20 protein-coding genes are annotated in these 15,752 nt (G+C 69.4%); 6 read left to right on the plus strand and 14 right to left on the minus strand.

The annotated features are described in order from the left end of the window. Positions 1–57: 57 nt before the first annotated feature. Positions 58–1,272 (minus strand): ROK family transcriptional regulator, encoded by a 1,215-nt coding sequence (locus tag LCL61_RS05135; RefSeq protein ID WP_340685772.1) that lies wholly within the window; start codon positions 1,270–1,272, stop codon positions 58–60. A gap of 91 nt (positions 1,273–1,363) precedes the next feature. Between LCL61_RS05135 and LCL61_RS05140 the strand changes: the two genes are divergently transcribed. After that, complete coding sequence (locus tag LCL61_RS05140) at positions 1,364–2,530, plus strand: MFS transporter (RefSeq protein WP_340685773.1); 1,167 nt, start codon at positions 1,364–1,366, stop codon at positions 2,528–2,530. Here the strand turns inward: LCL61_RS05140 and LCL61_RS05145 are convergent. Continuing rightward, complete coding sequence (locus LCL61_RS05145; protein WP_340685774.1) at positions 2,527–3,297, minus strand: class III extradiol ring-cleavage dioxygenase; 771 nt, start codon at positions 3,295–3,297, stop codon at positions 2,527–2,529. The genes LCL61_RS05140 and LCL61_RS05145 overlap by 4 nt on opposite strands. A gap of 60 nt (positions 3,298–3,357) precedes the next feature. After that, the gene (locus LCL61_RS05150) at positions 3,358–3,723 is read right to left on the minus strand and encodes a MarR family transcriptional regulator (protein WP_340685775.1); all 366 of its coding nucleotides are present in this window, start codon (positions 3,721–3,723) and stop codon (positions 3,358–3,360) included. Between the two features lie 63 nt (positions 3,724–3,786). Between LCL61_RS05150 and LCL61_RS05155 the strand changes: the two genes are divergently transcribed. Next, positions 3,787–4,248, plus strand: coding sequence for a MarR family winged helix-turn-helix transcriptional regulator (locus LCL61_RS05155; protein WP_340685776.1), 462 nt, complete (start codon positions 3,787–3,789; stop codon positions 4,246–4,248). Here LCL61_RS05155 and LCL61_RS05160 read toward each other — a convergent pair. Beyond that, positions 4,224–4,595 carry a VOC family protein gene (locus LCL61_RS05160; protein ID WP_340685777.1) on the minus strand — a complete coding sequence of 124 codons (372 nt, stop codon included), beginning with the start codon at positions 4,593–4,595 and terminating at the stop codon, positions 4,224–4,226. The genes LCL61_RS05155 and LCL61_RS05160 overlap by 25 nt on opposite strands. Before the next feature lie 85 nt (positions 4,596–4,680). On the opposite strand from LCL61_RS05160, the gene LCL61_RS05165 reads away from it, so the two are divergent. Beyond that, the gene (locus LCL61_RS05165) at positions 4,681–5,634 is read left to right on the plus strand and encodes a YafY family protein (protein ID WP_340685778.1); all 954 of its coding nucleotides are present in this window, start codon (positions 4,681–4,683) and stop codon (positions 5,632–5,634) included. Positions 5,635–5,644: 10 nt separating this feature from the next. Here the strand turns inward: LCL61_RS05165 and LCL61_RS05170 are convergent, their stop codons facing one another. After that, positions 5,645–6,820: a serine hydrolase domain-containing protein gene (locus tag LCL61_RS05170; RefSeq protein WP_340685779.1), complete on the minus strand. Its 1,176-nt coding sequence runs from the start codon at positions 6,818–6,820 to the stop codon at positions 5,645–5,647. A gap of 37 nt (positions 6,821–6,857) precedes the next feature. Next, positions 6,858–7,460, minus strand: a complete 603-nt coding sequence (locus tag LCL61_RS05175) for a TetR/AcrR family transcriptional regulator (RefSeq protein ID WP_340688496.1) — start codon at positions 7,458–7,460, stop codon at positions 6,858–6,860. Positions 7,461–7,516: 56 nt separating this feature from the next. On the opposite strand from LCL61_RS05175, the gene LCL61_RS05180 reads away from it, so the two are divergent. The 3 genes from LCL61_RS05180 (at position 7,517) to LCL61_RS05190 (ending at position 9,016) form a co-directional block, all read left to right on the plus strand. Continuing rightward, positions 7,517–7,624 carry an oxidoreductase gene (locus LCL61_RS05180; protein WP_425341980.1) on the plus strand — a complete coding sequence of 36 codons (108 nt, stop codon included), beginning with the start codon at positions 7,517–7,519 and terminating at the stop codon, positions 7,622–7,624. 394 nt (positions 7,625–8,018) lie between these two features. Then, entirely contained in the window at positions 8,019–8,234 is a 216-nt protein-coding gene (locus LCL61_RS05185) for a hypothetical protein (RefSeq protein WP_340685780.1), read from the plus strand. 2 nt (positions 8,235–8,236) lie between these two features. Next, positions 8,237–9,016 (plus strand): alpha/beta hydrolase, encoded by a 780-nt coding sequence (locus LCL61_RS05190; protein ID WP_340685781.1) that lies wholly within the window; start codon positions 8,237–8,239, stop codon positions 9,014–9,016. 157 nt (positions 9,017–9,173) lie between these two features. Here LCL61_RS05190 and dnaB read toward each other — a convergent pair whose 3' ends face one another. The 8 genes from dnaB to LCL61_RS05230 form a co-directional block, all read right to left on the minus strand. After that, positions 9,174–10,583, minus strand: a complete 1,410-nt coding sequence (dnaB, locus tag LCL61_RS05195; protein ID WP_007032313.1) for a replicative DNA helicase — start codon at positions 10,581–10,583, stop codon at positions 9,174–9,176. Positions 10,584–11,058: 475 nt separating this feature from the next. Further along, a complete protein-coding gene (locus tag LCL61_RS05200; RefSeq protein ID WP_340685782.1) occupies positions 11,059–11,856 on the minus strand; it encodes an ESX secretion-associated protein EspG in 798 nt (265 codons plus the stop codon). A gap of 96 nt (positions 11,857–11,952) precedes the next feature. Beyond that, complete coding sequence (locus LCL61_RS05205) at positions 11,953–13,284, minus strand: PPE domain-containing protein (protein WP_340685783.1); 1,332 nt, start codon at positions 13,282–13,284, stop codon at positions 11,953–11,955. Between the two features lie 3 nt (positions 13,285–13,287). Continuing rightward, positions 13,288–13,887 carry a DUF3558 domain-containing protein gene (locus tag LCL61_RS05210; protein WP_340685784.1) on the minus strand — a complete coding sequence of 200 codons (600 nt, stop codon included), beginning with the start codon at positions 13,885–13,887 and terminating at the stop codon, positions 13,288–13,290. Continuing rightward, on the minus strand, positions 13,887–14,294 hold the full coding sequence (locus LCL61_RS05215; protein ID WP_340685785.1) for a hypothetical protein: 408 nt from the start codon (positions 14,292–14,294) through the stop codon (positions 13,887–13,889). The genes LCL61_RS05210 and LCL61_RS05215 overlap by 1 nt, the downstream gene beginning before the upstream one ends. Positions 14,295–14,435: 141 nt before the next feature. Further along, positions 14,436–14,891, minus strand: a complete 456-nt coding sequence (gene rplI, locus LCL61_RS05220) for a 50S ribosomal protein L9 (RefSeq protein ID WP_005168124.1) — start codon at positions 14,889–14,891, stop codon at positions 14,436–14,438. 12 nt (positions 14,892–14,903) lie between these two features. Further along, a complete protein-coding gene (rpsR, locus tag LCL61_RS05225) occupies positions 14,904–15,152 on the minus strand; it encodes a 30S ribosomal protein S18 (RefSeq protein ID WP_005168122.1) in 249 nt (82 codons plus the stop codon). A gap of 77 nt (positions 15,153–15,229) precedes the next feature. Beyond that, on the minus strand, positions 15,230–15,739 hold the full coding sequence (locus LCL61_RS05230) for a single-stranded DNA-binding protein (protein ID WP_020632569.1): 510 nt from the start codon (positions 15,737–15,739) through the stop codon (positions 15,230–15,232). Between the last annotated feature and the right edge of the window lie 13 nt (positions 15,740–15,752).

Genomic DNA, 15,752 nt, shown 5'->3' on the forward strand with positions numbered 1-15,752 from the left:
GGCCCGCTGCGGATCGTGCACGCCCTCGCATGTGATGCGGTGAAAGCGCCCTTCGCCTCATCGCATGCGGGGAAAGTCCCCTTCAGCCCCCGGGGTGAAGAGCACGTCCTGGGCGGCGCCCACCGCGGTCAGCACCGCACCCTCCAGTACCGCGCTCCCGCCGACGGTGCCCGCCCGCACCTCGGTCCGCAGCGGTGAGATCTCCGAGAGCCGACGGCTCACCCTGGCCGCCAGCGCGTCGCCGCCGGCGCGCCCGATCTCCCCGCCCAGCACGAGACAGCCCGGGTCCAGGACCGCGGTGACCGCGGCGGCACCGATCGCGATCCGCTCCGCGACGATCTTCAGGAATTCGTCGGCGTTCGCGTCGATCGCGTATCCGACGGCCGCCTCGGCCGCTTCGGCGTTGTCGGCCGATGAAGCCGGGATGCCGTGCGCGCGGGCGAGTTCACAGATCGCGGCGCTGCCCGCGAGGGTGTGGAAGCCGCCGTCGCAGTCGGTCGCCGTCGGCAGCCGTCCGGGGCCCAGCATCGGCAGGAACCCGATCTCCCCCGCGCCGCCCGACGCACCCCGCCGCAGCGAACCGTCGAGGACGACCGCCGCGCCGACGCCGAAACCCAGCCACAGCAGGACGAACGTGTCCCGGTCGCGGGCGGCGCCGAGCCGCTGTTCGGCGGCGGCCGCGAGGTTGACCTCGTTCTCCAGCAGCACCGGGACAGCGAGCCGTCGCCTGAGTTCGTCGACGAGTTTCCCGTGCCACGCGGGCAATCCCCCGGCGTGCCGCAGGCCGCCGGTCGCCGGGTCTACCAGGCCGGGAGCGCCGACGGCGATCGTGTGCAGCTCGGCCGCGCCCGCCTCGGCGGTGGTGGCCTCCAACAGGGCGATCGCCCGCTCGACGGCTACGTCGGTGTCGACGTCCAGGTCGAACGGCAGCGAGGCCTCCGCTCGGGGCCGGCCGAGCAGGTCCGCGACCGAGACGGCCACGCCGTGGGTGCGGACGTCGAGACCGGCGAGGTACGCGCGGCCGGCGACGATGCCGTACAGCTTCGCGTTCGGGCCGCGGCGTTCCGCGCCCGCCTCGCCGACGACCTCGATCAGCCCGGCGTCCCGCAGGCGTTCGACGAGGTCCGCGACCGTCGGCCGCGACAGCCCGGTCAACGTCTTGAGCTGGGCGGCCGTCAGTGAGCCTTCGCGGTGAAGCAGATCGAGGGCGAGGCGGTCGTTGATGGCACGTGCCGTGCTCGGGGAGGCGGACGGCATCCGGATGACACTCACCGGCAGATCCTCCCAGAATTAATTATCAGGTTCCCTTCCTGATAGTTTACGCTGACGCCCATCGAGTCGTCTCATGGACCTTGGGGGCCCAGTGACCAACACAGTGGAAACCGTCGGCGGGCCGACGCGGCGGGTGCGGCAGGCGCGGATCGCCATCGCCGCCGTCTTCGCCGTGCACGGCGCGGTGACCGGCAGTTTCGCCACCCGGATCCCGTGGATCCAGGAACACGCGGGGATCAGCGCGGGCCAGCTCGGCCTCGCGCTCGCCTTCCCCGCCATCGGGGCTTCGCTCACCATGCCGCTCGCCGCGCGGATCGGGCACCGGCTCGGCGGCAGGCTGGGGCTCCGGCTGCTGCTCGCGTACTGGACGCTGGCGCTGATCCTCCCCGCCCTGGCGGGAGACCTGGTCACCCTGTGTCTCGCGCTGTTCGTCATGGGCACCGCGGCGGGCACGTCGGACGTGCTGATGAACGCCCTCGGCGTCGACGTCGAGGAGCGGATGGGCAAGTCGGTCATGTCGGGGCTGCACGGCATGTGGACCACGGGTGCGCTCGTCGGCTCCGCCGCGGGCACGCTCGCCGCGCATGCCGGCATGGACGCCCGTCTCCACTTCGCGATCGCGTCGGCCGTGCTCACCGTCGCCGGCGCGCTCATTTGCCAGGGCGTCTTCGACGTCCGCAGCGCACCGGACGAGAACCCGCCGCCGAGGTTCGCGTTGCCGCCGAAGTCGGCCGTGATCATCGGCGCCGTCGCGTTCTGCGCCGTCTTCGCCGAAGGGGCGAGCCTCGACTGGTCCGCCGTCTACCTGCGCGACGTCCTCGGCACCTCGCCGGGAATCGCGGCGGCGTCGACCACCGCGTTCACCTGCACGATGGCGATCGCCCGCCTCTCGGGCGACGCGCTGGTGCGGCGCTTCGGCTCGGTCAACACCGTCCGCGCGGGCGGCGCCTTCGCGACGATGGGTGGGTTGCTGGTCGTCTTCGCCGTCCATCCGGTGATGGCGATGGCCGGTTTCGCCCTGATCGGGCTCGGCGTCTCCGTCGTCGTGCCACTCGCCTTCGCGGCGGCCGGACGCAGCGGGCCGACGCCGAGCCAGTCGATCGCGGGCGTCGCGACCATCACCTATTCGTCGGGTCTCGTGGCGCCGTCGCTGATCGGCGGGATCGCCGACCTGACGTCGCTGACCGTGTCGTTCGCGGTGGTCACGTTGCTGGCGCTCGGCTTGGTGGCGGGCGCCGGTGTCCTGCGATCCCGCTAGTCGAACTGGAGGGAACGCTTGGCGAGGCCGTGCCAGTAGCCGTCAATGACGGTCTCGCCTTTTCCTTCCGAAGAACTCGCGCCGAGCGACACGAACAGCGGCGCGAAGTGTTCGATCCTGGGGTGCGCGATGGCCGCGGCGGGCGCCTTGTGCTGGAAGTCCAGCAGTGCGTCGAGGTCGCCCTGGCGCAACGTTTCCGCACCCCAGTGGTCGAATTCGCTCGACCACGACGGCGGCGCCCCGTCGGTGCCGTCGGTCTGGCTCATCGCGCTCAGGTTGTGGGTGAAGAAGCCGCTGCCGATGATCAGCACGCCCTCGTCGCGCAGCGGCGCTAGCTTCCGGCCGAGGTCGAACAGCTCGCGCGGGTCCAGCGACGGCATGGACACCTGCAGCACCGGGATGTCGGCGTCGGGGTACATCTCCACGAGCGGGACGTACGCGCCGTGGTCGAGGCCGCGACCGGGCGCGTCGTGCACCGGCGTCTGGGACGAGCGCAGGAGTTTTCGCACCTTGTCCGCCAGCTCGGGCGCGCCGGGAGCGGTGTATTTCACCTGGTAGTAGCGATCGGGGAAACCCCAGAAGTCGTAGACCAGGGGCACCGTGGTGGTGGCGCCGACGGTCAGCGGTGCCTCTTCCCAGTGCGCCGAGACGACGAGGATCGCCTTCGGCTTCTCGAGGTCCGCCGACCAGCCGGCGAGCTGGCGGGTCCAGGTGGCGTCGTCGGCGAGCGGCGGCGCGCCGTGGCTGAGATAGAGCACCGGCGTCATGTCAGCTCCAGTTGTTTGAACTTTCAACTACCAGGATAGACGACGTCGCCCGGCTTCGCCTTATTCCCGCGCGAGGTTGGCCGCCATCCGTTCGAGGACGGCGACCGTCGTCCGGTAGTCGTCGTCGCCGATGCCCTCGGTCGCGCGCGAGCGGAACTCGCCGACCCTGGCCTTCAGCCGCCGATGCGCCGTCCGGCCGGCTTCGGTCAAGCCGTCCTCGTCGATCCAGTCACGAGTGCGCAGGTCGGCAATGGTTTCCGGGAGGTCGTCGAATGGTGTCAGCGCTTTGCCGGGCGAGGCTCCGCTGTCGATCGTGTTCAGGACCTGCCAGTGGCGGCGGGTCAGTGATTCGGTGGCGAGGACGCGGTCCAGGGAAGATTCGAGGGCCTGATGAAGGTGGGCGAACCAGAACCCGATGGGTTTCATGGATACTCCCTCAGGTAGACGACAACTATATGTAAAAGTACATGCACTTGATGAGGGTGGGCAATGACGGACGCCGTGGCCGACGTGGAACGCGCGATGATCGCCATCCGGCGGAGTCAGGCGAGGCGATCGCTGTCGAAACTGGCCCGCGACCGCGCCGAAACGATGCCGGACCAGGCGATCCAGGGGCTTCTCGACGCCGTCGAAGCGGCCGAGGAGAGCGGCGAACCGGGGACCGTCACCAGCCTCGCGGCGGCGCTGACCATCGACCAGCCGCGGGCGAGCCGTCTCGTCGCCCGCGCGGTCGAGGACGGCTTCCTCCGGCGCGAAGCCGATCAGCGCGACGGCCGCCGTGCCGTCCTCGTGCTCACCGAGACCGGCCGCGCCGAAGTGGCGCGTATGCACGAATTCCGCCGTTCGGTGTTCGCCGAGGCGATGGCGGACTGGACGGACGACGACCGCCGCGAGTTCGCGCGGCTGCTGACCGCGTTCGTCCGGAACTACGGGGCACTCGGCGTGAAGTAGTTGACCAGGTTGCCGTCGGGGTCGCGGAACAGCAGCGACCGGTTCCCCCACGGCATGGTGGTCGGCTCCTGCACGATCTCGGCCAGGCCTGCCAGCCGCTCGTACTCCCGGTCGACGTCCTCGACGTGGAACTCGAGGATCGCGGTGCGGTTCGACTCGGGCACCGCGGCGCCCGCGCCGAACAGCCTCATCGTCTCGGCGCTGCCGATCGCCAAGGTGCACGACGGGCCGACGAGTTCGGCGAACTGCTCGGAACGCCATCGCGCGGCGAGGTCGGTCGCCTTCTCGTAGAACCCGGCGAGGCGGGCGACGTCCTGGGTGATCACGCGGACGGAAACGAACTGCACGGTGGATCCTTTCGGTGCCGGAAAGCGGGACACCGGCCACGCTAGGAGCAATACCGGACATGATCCACCCGGTATTCTTTTCGTTGTGACCAGGCCCATCGCCCGTGTGCTCGCGCTGCTGGAGATCCTCCAGAGCGGCGGGACGCGCACCGTCGCCGAGCTCGCGGAGCGCCTCGACGTGGACGAACGCACCGTCCGCCGCTACGCCGAACACCTCGTCGACCTGGACATCCCGGTCCGCTCGGTGCGCGGCCGGTACGGCGGCTACCGGCTGGCCCCCGGCTACCGCATGCCGCCGCTGATGCTCACCGACGAAGAGGCGCTGGCCGTCCTGCTCGGCCTGGTCGCGGGGCGGCGTGCCGGGCTGATCACCACCTCGGTCGCGGCCGTCGAGAGCGCGGTCGCGAAAGTCCGCCGGGTCCTTCCCGAACCACTGGGCCGACGGCTGGACGCGCTGCTGGAGACCGCCGATTTCACCGCGCCGGCCAGGAAAGCCCTGTCGGCCGAGGCCGAGGTGCTGCTCACCGTCGCGGAGGCGGTCCGAGACCGGCATCCGGTCAGGCTCGCGTATGTCGCCGGGCACGGCGGTGCCAGCGAACGCGTCGTCCATCCGTACGGCGTCGTGGCGCATTCCGGACGCTGGTACCTGACCGGGTTCGACTCGGCCGGCGGCGAGGTGCGGACCTTCCGCGTCGACCGGATCAAGTCGGCGGAGCCGCGGCCGGGAACCTTCGAGGCCCCCGACGACTTCGACCCGGCCGAACGGGTGCTGACGGCGTTGGCCGAGACGCCGTACCGGCATGACGTCTCCATGCGGATCCAGGCGCCGCCCGAGGAGATCCGCGCCGTCTTCCCGCCGTCCGTGGCGACCTTCGAAACGGACGGCGACCGGGTCCGCGTCCGGATCCGGGCCCGACGGCTCGACTGGATCCCGTCGCGGCTCGCCGCGCTCGACCGGCCGTTCGTCATCGAGCGGCCGGCCGAGCTCCGCGATCTGGTCAGCGCGCTGGCGGCCCGGCTGGCCGAGCGGGCGCGCTGACCGGCCCTGCTCACTTGCCGCAGAACACCGTCCGGACGAGCTTGTTCAGCGCCGCCGGGTACGACGGCAACGGGTCCTTCACGGAATCGCCCGAGGTGATCGACGCGGTCAGCGTCTTGCTGCCGTCGGGCGAGCTGTACATCAGCGATCCGTAGCCGTTGAGGCCGCCGTTGTGGTTGAGGACGGTGCCGCAGCCCGGGCCCAAGTCCTGGGTGAACTGCCCGAGACCGTAGAAACCGTAAAGGCTTTCGCTGCCGGGATGCGTTTCGCGCATCTCGGCCATCAGCCAGGCCGGGAGGAGCTTTCCGCTCTGGAGCGCGGAAAAGTACGTCTGAAGATCCTTGGTCGTCGAGATCATGTCGCCCGCGCTGGAGATCCAGGACGGGTTCTGGTGGGTGACGTCGATCGTCTTCCACTGCCCGGCGTCCTCATAGCGGTAGTAGGCGTGGGCGTACGGCTTGGGCATCCCCGGCCACGCGCCCGGCGACAAGGTGTCACGCAGCTTGAGCGGCCGCAGGATCCGCCGGTCCAGCTCGTCGGCGAAGGGACGGCCGGAAAGCTTCTCGACCAGCAGCCTGGCGACCACGGTGTTGGTGTTGGAGTAGCTCCAGCCCGCGCCCGGCTCGAACACCGGGGGCTTGGACACCGCCAGCCGGACCAGTTCCTCCGGCCGGTAGGTGTGGAATCGCTTGTCCACCCATTCCTTGCCCGCCCACGGGATTCCCGGCGTGACCGTCCCGTCCGGGTGGTACTGGCCGGTGTGGTTGAACAGCCCGCTGGTGTGCTGCAACAGCATCCGCACGGTGATCCGGGAGTCCAGCCCGAGGTCGGGAAGGAGACCGGCGACCGGGGTGTCGAGCCCGATCCTGCCCTCGGCCACGAACCGCAGCACCAGGGTCGCGGTGAAGTTCTTCGACGTGCTGCCGACGCGGAAGTGGCCGTTGGTCGGGGGTTTCGCGGTCCCGCCCAGCTCGCGCACCCCGGCGCTGCCGGTCCATTCGCCTCGCTCGTCGCGGACGCGCAACTGCATCCCGCCGAATCCGGCGTCGACGAATTCCTGGGCGATCTGGCGCAGTTCCGGCCGGTCCTGCCCGGCGGAGGCCGTCGGCACGGCGACCCCGGTCAGCAGTGCGGCGGCCAGCGCGGTGAGGCCGATGCGGCGGAAGGTCTTCAGTGTCTTGGTCATGGCGACCACGTTCGCGGACCGCGCTGACACGGGACGGTCACGGCGCTGACACGCGGGCTCCGATGCCGTCGAGAAGGAAGTCGAGGCCGATTCGGAAGGTTTCGTCGGCGTCCAGGTGGACCGCGTCGCGCACCACCGTGGCCAACGCGGGGAGCTTGCCGGTGGCGAAGGTCCGGGTCAGATAGGGCCCGAGCGTGGCCTGCCAGCGCTTCTCGTCCATCCCGGTGGCCCGTTCCGCTCGGCGCTCGGCGATCTCCCGGCGCACCGCGCCGATCGTGTACGCGTTCACCGCCGAGACCACCGGCATCGCGGAGTCGATGCCCACGTCGCCCAGCGCCGCCATCACGGCCTCCGAGGTGGCCAGCGCGTGCGGGCCGAGCTGGGGCCTGCCGCCGAGCAGGTCGGCGAGCCATTCGTGCCGGTGGACCGCGTGCCGCATGGAGTCGGCGAGTGATCGAAGCGTCTCCCGCCAGCCTTCCCCGGTGGGCCGGATCTCGGCGTGGACGGCGTCGACCATCAGGTCGAGCAGCTCTTCCTTGTTCTCGATGTAGCCGTACAGCCGCATCGGGCCGACGTCCAGCGCGGTGGCGATCTTGCGCAGCGACACCGCGTCAAGGCCGTCCGCGTCGGCGAGCCGGATCGCCGCCCGCGCACCCTGGCGACTTCCGCGCCGCCGTCGAGGACTACGAACGCGAGATGTTCGAACGCGCCGAGGTCACCGCCCGGATGTCCGCGCGGGTCCATGAACTCCTGACCGCGCCGGACGCCGCCCGGAAAATGCTCGCGTTCTTCCAACCGGACTGACACCGAGGTGCTATGAACGAAAAACCATTTCGTTCGTAGTCGAACAGGAGCAGGATTGCCGACCCCGGTCAGCGCCGAGGACCGCGCCCGCATCACCGAACGGCTCCTGGCCGCCGGACGTGACCTCTTCTCCGCACAGGGTCTGCGCAAGACCTCTTTGGACGACCTCGTCGGCCCCGCCGGGATCGCCAAAAAGCAGCTTCTACGCCTTTTTCGACTCCAAGGAGGCGTTGTACCTGGAGCCGATGCTGCGGCAGGCTCCGATACTGCGCGAACGGCTGGCCGCGGTGGTGAGCGAGGCCGACAGCGCGCGTGCCGTCCTCGGCGGTTTCCTGCGCGCCGGCTGCGGATCCTCGAGGAGAACCCACTCTATCGGCGGCTGGGTCCCGGCGAGATGGCCCGGGCGGAGCAGGTGCTGCCGCTGTCCGGATTCCTGGGGGCGGCCAGAGCGAAGGGGTGGCTCGTCGACACCGACGACGACGAGCTGATCGGCGTGCTCCGGGCCGTGCTGGTCCTGCCCCCGCATCGGCAGGACATCGGCGAGCAGCGCTATCCCGCCGTGCTCGACCGGCTGATCGACAGCGTCGCGGCGGGACTGACCAAGGAGTGACCATGCGCGAAGGTGTACTGGCGGGTGGCGCCCCGTACCTCGAGTTCGGGACGGGAAGCCCGCTCGTGGTCTTCCGGACGGTGCTGCCGGACTCGGCCAACCCCACCGGGTTCGCCCGCTGGGCGGAGGTGCGGTCCCTCAAACCGCTGGCCGAGCGGTTCACCGTGCTGACGGTCGGCAGGCGGCCGGGGCTCCGGCCCGGCGTCACCATGGCCGATCTCGCCGCCCACCACGCCGAGGAGTTGCGGCAGCGGTTCGGCCACCCGGTGGACGTGCTCGGCCTGTCCACGGCCGGTTGCCTCGGGTTGCAGTTCGCCGCCGACCATCCCGGCCTGGTGCGGCGGCTGGTGGTCGGTGCCGCGGGCACCCGGCTCGGCGCGGAAGGCCGTCGCGTCCAGCGCCGGTACGCGGATCTGCTGGCCGCCGGGCGGCACCGGGCCGCGGCCATGGCGCTGGCGCCCACGGTCGCGGACTCCTGGCCGGGACGGGCTTTGCTCGCCGGGCTGCTGGGCCTGGCCTCCGGCCGCCCGGCGGACCCGGACGGCATGGTGGCCATGCTGCGGGCCGAGGACGCGTTCGACATCGAAGACCGGCTGGGCGAGATCACCGCGCCCACCTTGGTGATCGCCGGTTCGCAGGACGCGCTCTACCCGCTCGAACTCGCCGAGCGAGTGGCCGACAAGACCCGCCGCGGCGATCTCAAGGTCTATCCGGGACGACGGCACCACACCGTGATGAGCGATCGACGCTTCACCAAGGACGTCTTCGAATTCCTGCTCTGACTCGAGGCGGCCATCGCCTAGCCTTGAGGCGAACCTGCCCTAGGCGTGCCTACCCGGTAAGGGCATGTCCGCAGTCGGAGGGGGAGGCAGCCCGTTCGAGCCGGGCCAGGTCCGAAGGGCCCCTGCGTTCGCGTGGGGGCCCTTGTCTTTCCCGCCGCTAGTCGTGTGACAGGTCGACGAAGCGGCTGTAGTGCAGCTGGTGCGCGACGGTGATCGTCGCCGTCGGCCCGGCACGGTGCTTCGCGATGATCAGGTCCGCCTCGCCTGCGCGCGGGTCGTCCCGCTCCCAGGCGTCGGGGCGGTTGACCAGGATGACGAGGTCCGCGTCCTGCTCCAGCGAGCCGGACTCACGAAGGTCGGACAGCATCGGGCGTTTGTCCGTCCGCTGCTCGGGACCACGGTTCAGCTGGCTGATCGCGATCACCGGGACCTCGATCTCCTTGGCCAGCAGCTTCATCTGCCGCGAGAACTCCGAGACCTCCTGCTGCCGCGACTCGACGCGCTTGCCCGACGTCATCAGCTGGAGATAGTCGAGGACGACGAGTTTGAGGTCGTTGCGCTGCTTGAGCCGCCGGGCCTTCGCGCGGATCTCCATCATCGTCATGTTCGGCGAGTCGTCGACGAACAGCGGCGCCTCGGAGACCTCGCTCATCCGCCGCGCGAGCCGCGTCCAGTCGTCGTCGGACATCTTGCCACCGCGCATATCCGCCAGGCGGATCCGCGCCTCGGCCGAGAGCATGCGCATGACGATCTCGGTCCTGCTCATTTCCAGCGAGAAGATGACGCTGGTCAGACCGTGTTTGATGGACGCCGAACGCGCGAAATCCAGTCCCAGGGTCGATTTGCCGACACCGGGCCGCGCCGCGACGATGATCATCTGGCCGGGGTGCAGACCGTTGGTCAGATCGTCGAAGTCCGCGAACCCGGTCGGGATGCCCTGCGACTGGCCGCCGCGCGACGCGATCGCGTCGATCTCGTCCATGGTCGGCTGGAGCAGCTCTTCCAGCGCGACGTAGTCCTCGCTGGTGCGCCGCTCCGTGACGTCGTAGATCGCGGCCTGCGCGCGGTCGACGACCTCGTCGATGTTCGCGCCGTCGGCCGCGGCCGCGCCGTAGCCGTACTGCACGATCCGCGTGCCCGCCTCGACCAGGCGCCGCAGCACCGCCTTCTCGGAGACGATCTCGGCGTAGTACCCGGCGTTCGCCGCCGTCGGCACCGTCGCGATCAGGGTGTGCAGATAGGGGGCGCCGCCGACGCGGCCCAGCTCGCCTCGACGCTCCAGTTCGGCGGAGACGGTGATCGGGTCGGCCGGTTCGCCGCGGCCGTAGAGGTCGAGGATGACGTCGTAGATCGCCTGGTGCGCGGGGCGGTAGAAGTCGTCGGGACCGAGGGCTTCGATGACGTCGGCGACGGCGTCCTTCGACAGCAGCATGCCGCCGAGCACGGACTGCTCGGCCGCGATGTCCTGCGGGGGCTGGCGGTCGTACTCGCCGCCACGCGGACCGGGGTCGCCGGGACCCGGGTCGGACTCCGCGTACATCGGATTGCGGTCGTCGGTCAGCGCCACCGCTGCTGCCACCTCCTCAAGACATCGAACACACGTTCGATTATGCCAGAATTTCCCCGGTCGGTCCGTCCGCGCCCGCCTGCCCCTCCCGCGGCGTCCGGCGCTCCCCTGTGCTCCCCTTCTCGGCCGGTCGGTCACCACGGTGTGTACCGGCCCGGCGGGCACGGTAGGCCCCCCGAAAGGACGAGCGCAATTTCGCCTGGGGACCGCCCTGTGGATAACCTGGGGATGACTGGGGGCAACCCTTCACAGGTGGTCCGAAGCCTGTGTACAACTTGTGGGCAACGGTGGGATGGTCTGACAAAAGTGCTGTTCAGGGCCTGTGGAGACACTGTGGAGAACTTTATTCAACTCGCCACGGCGTGTCGGGCAAAACTCGTCGTTCGGCGTGTCGCACGCGGGCGCACAGGGGTGCCCTGTGGATGAATGCCGCGGAGGGTAGAGGGGCCATCCGCCCGGCTGACCGGCGCGGAATTCAGGACGCGAACAACCTGCCCTGTGCGCTCCGTAGTCGTTCTCCGAGAATCTGCTGGTCGGCGGGTGTGAAGGCGATCCTCGGTTCGCCACTCCCCGGTATCTCTTCGGTCAGCCACCGGCCCTCGGACGTATCGATGTAGTTCACCGGGCGTTCGATCCGCTGCCGCGCGCCGCTCCGGCCGCGGGCCGCGACGTAGAGGCTTCCGCTCCCCAAACGGCGTAACGCGAGGATGCGGCGAAGCTCGTCGGCCTCCTGGCTGCCGGCGCTCTGCCGTCCGCTGCGAAGCACCTCGAAGCCCTCGTCCTGCGCCGTCGACGACGAGCGCGGCGCCTCGACCTGGCTCTTCGGGACGGCGATCGGCCGCCCGCGTCCCGGCGCGAGCTTCGGGATCTGGTCGAGGAACTCGGTGAGCAGCTCTTCCGGCCGCACCGACGCGAGCGCGATGCCATCGTGCTCGCTGTGCCGGGCGAGGACGAAGCCCTCTCCGCCGGCGCTCCCCGCGAGCAGGGTGAAGCTCAGCGCCTTGCCCTCGAATCCGCCGTCGATCCAGCCGTAGTACTCCAGCGACGGCCTGGCGATCGCTTCGAGCGTCGCCTTGAACCCGGGATGCAGCCCCCGCGCGCCGAAGAGGCCCTGGCTCGCCAGTTCCTCGTTGGTCCGCTCGTCCTCGGCTCGCTGCGCGTCCTCGTCGTACCAGGTCGGCGTTTCCGACAGGATCGTGTGCGGTTCGCCGCCGCGGCGGCGGATCAGCGTGATGAGGGTGCCGGTCGTGATCGTGACCTGCTTGTCCAGCACCGGAACTGCCCCCTAGTCGTTCTTGTTCGTCCAGCCCGGAACAAGACAAGCCGGGCGCGCCCCAATCTTGGCACGCGCCCGGCCCGCTCGTGACGACTACTCGCCGATCACCGGCGGTGCGGTGAGTTCGTCGGTTCCGAAGATCTCGTTGGGATCGTCACCGACGAGGAATTTGGAGCTGCGCTCCTCGTCTTCGCCGCCCTTGCCCCTGGCGCCACCGGCTCCCATACCGCCCATGCCGCCCATCATTCCGCCGGCACCACGGCCCGCTCCGGCACCGGAACCGGCCGCGCCGCCACCCATGCCGGCGCCGCCCATCGCACCCGCGTTGCCGGGCAGGGCCGCGCCGCTCCCGCCACCGGGACCGAACCCGGGGCCGAAGCCACCGTCCGGGCCGAAGCCGCCCGCACCCGGGATGTCGGTGCCGCCGAAGCCGCCGCCACCGCCTCCGCCGCCACCCGGGCCGAAGCCGCCGGCACCGGGGATCTTCGGCGGCGTGTAGCCGGACGCGTTCGTCCCGTCGTCCCAGGACGGCGGCTTGTAGTTGCTGCCGGGGAGGTTCGGGTTGTACTGCCCGCCGGGCAGGTTCGAGCCCGGCAGGTTCGAGCCGGGAAGATTCGAGCCCGGCAGGTTGCTGCCCGGAAGGTTCGACCCTGGCAGGTTCGAGCCCGGCGTGCCGATACCCGGCATGTTCGAACCGGGGACGCTCGGCATCCCGCCGGGCGGCATCGAACCGGGCGGCGTCGAGATGCCCGGCATGCCGTTGTGCCCGTTCCGGTCGCCCTGGCCGTTGCCGTTGCCGTCCTTGTCCCCTTTGCCGCCGCCGTTGACGTCGACGTTCGTGTTCTGCCCCTCCATCTTGCTGTAGGTGGGCAGCTTCTTGCCGTTCTCGGAACTGGCCTTGAAGTACTCGTTGAACGCGTCGACGTTCGCTTGACCCTTTTCGTTGTAGTCCCGGATCGCGCGATCGGTGTCGGTGGTCCACGGCTTGATGGAGTTGAGCAGGTTGTTCTTCGGCGGGTCCTTCGGGACCTGCTGCACCTTCGCCTTCACCGTGGTGAAAGCGGTGTTCTGCTCGCCGAGGTACTTGTCGGAGTCCACCAGCTTCTTGCCGGAGTCCTCCATCCACGCCCGCAGCGGATGCGCGCCGGACTGCTGCGCGGCTTCGGCGCTCTTACCGGTCCAGGCGGCGTCCATCTCCTTCGACAGGTTGTCGATGGTGGTCAGCCGTTCCTGGTAACCGGCCTTGAGCCGGGTCGCCGCGGCCTGGCCCTCCTGGATCGACCCGGTACCCGGACCGGTGACGATCTTCTCCCAGATGTGGTAGCAGTCGATCTTGCGATCGCCGCCCGACGCTTCGAAGTCGCCGGATTTCGTGGTCGCCAGGTTGTAGGCCGAGTACCCGGCGATGATCGGCAGCAGGAACACGCGTCAGCCCTCCTTCAACGTCTCGATCATCGCTTCCCCCACTTTGAGCGCGACGGGGCACGGATCGCTCGCGCCCGGTCCGTTGTCGTACTGCACCAGGATGTTCACGGCCAGCTGATCGGTCACGCCGACGAAGAGGCCGCACTTGCCCTTGTTGCGGGCGTCGAGCGAAGCGGCGTACACCGCCGGGTAGCCACCGACCTCTGTCGGCTCGAAGTACTCGTTGTTGGCCTTCGTGTCATAGACGTCGCTCAGGCCGTTCTTGTTCGCGAGCACCGGGCTGATGTCGATCTGGTTCAGCTTGTCGTCGGCGGCGAAGAGAGTGCAGCCTTGGCCCACGCTCGTGGTCCCGCGCTCGCCTTCGCCGAGCCCGAGCTCGGATCGCTTCGCCGCGGAAAGCGCGGAGCAGGCGTCGCTCTCGATCGACGAGGTCTTCAGGGGATTCGACACCTTGGGCGCGGAGCCGGACGAACCGCTCGACGCGCTCGGGGAACCGGCCTCGGTCGTGAAGGACGACTCGGACGAGGCCGTGCCGCTCTTGGTGCCCGAACAGCCGGCGACCAGGGCGCCCGCGGCCAAGAGGAGAACGAGGGAACGTCGCATCACACGGCCTTGTGCTTGTTGAGCGAAGCCTGCGTTTCGGCCTCGTTGGTGGCGATCTTCTGCTTCGCGGCGGTCAACTGGTCGATGTAGTTCTTGACGTAGTCCTGCATCTTCTGGTTCTGCTCCAGGAACGCCTTGCCCGACGGGTTCGCCAGCTTCTCCCAGTCACCGCTCGCGAACTCCTTGCCCGGCGCCTTGACGTTCGCCATCAGGTTCGCGTCGCGGTAATCCTTCTTGAGCTCGGCCTGCAGATCCGTCCACTTCTTGATGATGCCGTCGATCTTGTCCTTGTCGAAGGTGAACCCGCCGCCACCCCCGCCCGACGCCGACGGTTTGTCGGGATTGGCCGGCGCGGACACCGTGACCTTCTGCTGCCGGTTCTCCTCGGCGTTGCTGTCGTAAGCCATTGGTTCCAGATCCCCTTTTGAGTCCCCGTGCCTCGACGTCGAGTCAATCCTAAGACGTGACCCGGCCGAGCGGGGTTCCGTGTAAAGCAAAGGGCGGGACGTCTCCCTGATGGAGACGTCCCGCCCTTTGCCGAAGCGGTGTTACTTGGCCTTGACCTCGAGCCGCACGTCGACGCGGACGTCGGGGTGCAGACGGGCGCCGACCGAGTGCTTGCCCACGGTCTTGATGTGGTCCTTCAGCTCGATGACGCGCTTGTCGAGCAGCGGGCCACCCGCGGCCTTGATCGCGTCCACGATCTCGGCGGTGGTGATCGAACCGAAGAGCTTCTTCGAGCCCTCGGCCGCCTTGCCGCTCAGCTGGATGGCGCCGAGGCCTTCCAGGGTCGCCTTGATCTCCTTGGCGTGGTCGAGGTCGCGGATGCGACGGCTCTCCTGCGCCCGCTTGATCGTGCGCACGTTCTTCTCCGCGCCCTTGGTGGCCACGATGGCGTAGCCGCGGGGGAGCAGGTAGTTGCGTGCGTAGCCGTCCTTGACCTCGACGATGTCGCCGGGCCCACCGAGGTTGGCGACGTCGGTGGTGAGAATGATCTTCGCCATTGACGTGCCTCCTTAGCGTGCGGTCGAGGTGTAGGGCAGCAGCGCCATCTCGCGGGAGTTCTTGACCGCGATGGCGATGTCACGCTGGTGCTGGCTGCAGTTGCCGGTCACGCGACGGGCACGGATCTTCCCGCGGTCGGAGATGTACTTCCGAAGCAGGTTGGTGTCCTTGTAGTCGATGTTCTCCGGGCGGCCCTTCTTCTCGGCCTTGCAGAACACGCAGACCTTCTTCTTGGGCTTGCGGATGGGTGGCTTGGCCACGGTATTTCTCCTGGATTTCTACGTAGTGGTTGTCTCGAGGCGTCTCGCGGAGCTTTCGCCCGCGGCGGAGCGCCTGATCAGAAGGGCGGCTCGTCGGAGAAGCCACCGCCACCGCCGCCACCGGCGGGCGGGGCGGAACCCCACGGGTCGTCGGCGGGCGGGCCGGACTGGCCGCCACCGCCGCCGCCACCGAAGCCGCCGCCTCCACCGCCACCGGTGCCACGGCTGACCTTGTTCACCTTGGCGGTGGCGTAGCGCAGCGACGGGCCGATCTCATCGACCTCGAGCTCGACGACGGTGCGCTTCTCGCCTTCCTTGGTCTCGAAAGACCGCTGCTTGAGGCGCCCCTGCACGACGACACGCGCGCCACGCGTCAGCGACTCGGCGACGTTCTCGGCCGCCTGACGCCAGATGTTGCAGCGCAGGAACAGGGCCTCGCCGTCCTTCCACTCACCGGACTGACGGTCCAGCGTGCGCGGGGTGGACGCGACCGTGAAGTTCGCGACCGCCGCACCGGAAGGGGTGAAGCGAAGCTCCGGGTCGGACGTGAGGTTGCCGATCACCGTGATGACGGTGTCTCCAGCCATCGGGAAAGTCCTT

Source organism: Amycolatopsis coloradensis (genome assembly GCF_037997115.1).
Taxonomy (GTDB): Bacteria; Actinomycetota; Actinomycetes; order Mycobacteriales; family Pseudonocardiaceae; genus Amycolatopsis; species Amycolatopsis coloradensis_A.